Origin of the sequence: Levilactobacillus wangkuiensis, assembly GCF_016861605.1 — a bacterium.
Taxonomy (GTDB): domain Bacteria; phylum Bacillota; class Bacilli; order Lactobacillales; family Lactobacillaceae; genus Levilactobacillus; species Levilactobacillus wangkuiensis.
The window spans coordinates 1-1,649 of the sequence record NZ_BOLM01000050.1 but is presented as its reverse complement, the minus strand read 5'-3'; the positions used below and the strand labels follow the sequence as shown (position 1 = coordinate 1,649).

Annotated in this window: 1 protein-coding gene; it reads left to right on the top strand. The window is 40.6% G+C overall.

The window, feature by feature from the left end; translation table 11 throughout:
- Positions 1-160 precede the first annotated feature (160 nt).
- The gene (locus JUF13_RS14360; protein WP_203640202.1) at positions 161-1,465 is read left to right on the top strand and encodes an IS1380 family transposase; all 1,305 of its coding nucleotides are present in this window, start codon (positions 161-163) and stop codon (positions 1,463-1,465) included.
- Positions 1,466-1,649: the final 184 nt, after the last annotated feature.

Genomic DNA, 1,649 nt, shown 5'->3' with positions numbered 1-1,649 from the left:
CCTGAATTATTCACCAGAAACTCCAAAATCCCCATCAAACACATGATTCAAGTGCTTGATGGGGATTTTACGTTTTCACCTTTTAAGTGCAGAAAAAGAGCCTCAGCTCTGGTATAGTTAACTCGACCAAAAGACACTATAAAGAGAAGAGGACTCTATAATGAAAACTGTACAGGAAATGGCATTTAGTTTCAATAAAAACATTCTAGCATCGCATACCGGCGGTCAATTATCTTCTGATGGTGGCCTAACCTTGTGTGTTGAACTGATGGCAAAGTTTCAGTTCACGAACTTAGCTGACAATCTATTGAAGTTCAACGACCATCGACAATACTGCCGACATAGTAATTCAAGTATCTTGATGCAGTTGGTTCTGCAGATCATTGCCGGTTATAATACAGATTCTGCTGCAACCTCATTGGTTGCAGAACCATTGTTTAAACTTTTATTGGACAAACCAGCCTTAGCTTCACAAGCGACGATATCCCGTTTCTGGCAACGTATCGATTCCGCAGGTGTGGACGCCTTCCAGACTTTAAATCAAGCTCTTATTGATCAAGCTCGACTGCTAACTAATCAGACGACCACCATTATTGATATTGATTCAACCCATTCTGACACTTATGGCAATCAAGAAGCTACTGACTATAACGCCCATTATGGCTCGGAGGGGTATCATCCATTACTAGCTATCGATAATGATGGTAATCTCCTGAAAGCCATCCTACGGCCTGGTAATGCCTATACCAGTACAGATATAAAAGCCTTTTTAGAACCGTTATTAAAACATTATCAAGACCAATTGCCAGAAACTGATATTCTGGTTCGCGGTGATAGCGGGTTCGCCACACCAGCTGTTTATGATACCTGCGAGGCCGATGATGTCTTTTACATTATTCGCCTCAAACGTAATAAGCGACTACACAACTTGGCAGAAGAGTTTGTACAGATAAGCGACACAACTGAGTGGCATGAAACCGAAACTCACTATTACTCAGCAACTTATCAGGCCACTTCGTGGCCTAAACCGCGTCAAGTATACGTTAAGTCAACTCGTGTAGCTGGCGAATTGATCTTTTCACATGAATTTATTGTGACTAATCTGACAAATTTAACCGCAGAAGCAGCATTTGAACTGTATCATAAGCGTGGTCAGATGGAGAATTATATCAAGGAAGCCAAAGAGGGCTTCTTCTTTGATAAGACTGATAGTTCAACGTTTACCGCCAACGCTGCCCGTATGATGGTTAGTGTATTAGCGTACAATATTATCAATTTTATGAAGCAAATAGCCCTACCTAAAACAGAGACCGGATTGCGTGTTAGTACATTACGAATCCGTTTATTCAAAGTCGCTGCCCGCGTTGTGTTTACCTGTCGACGAATCCAGTTACGACTGAGTTCTCATCACGTTTATCATCGACTCTTTTATCAGGTATTACAGCGTATTCAGGCTATTAAATAGCCCCAATTAAAAAAAATTCTGTACGATCAAGGGACAAGTGCACCCAAAAATTCAAAAATGACTCACCGTTAGGTGATACCATCAAAATTTAGAGTCTCAATACATAGTAAGCAAGATCAAAAGCCGTCAGTTTTTGAAAAACATGAAAACTGACGACTTTTTTGGAAGGTATGAATAATTCAGG

What these genes read in the sequence shown, in the direction of transcription:
- JUF13_RS14360 (WP_203640202.1), top strand. Translation starts at nt 161, where the DNA reads ATGAAAACTGTACAGGAAATGGCATTTAGTTTCAATAAAAACATTCTA.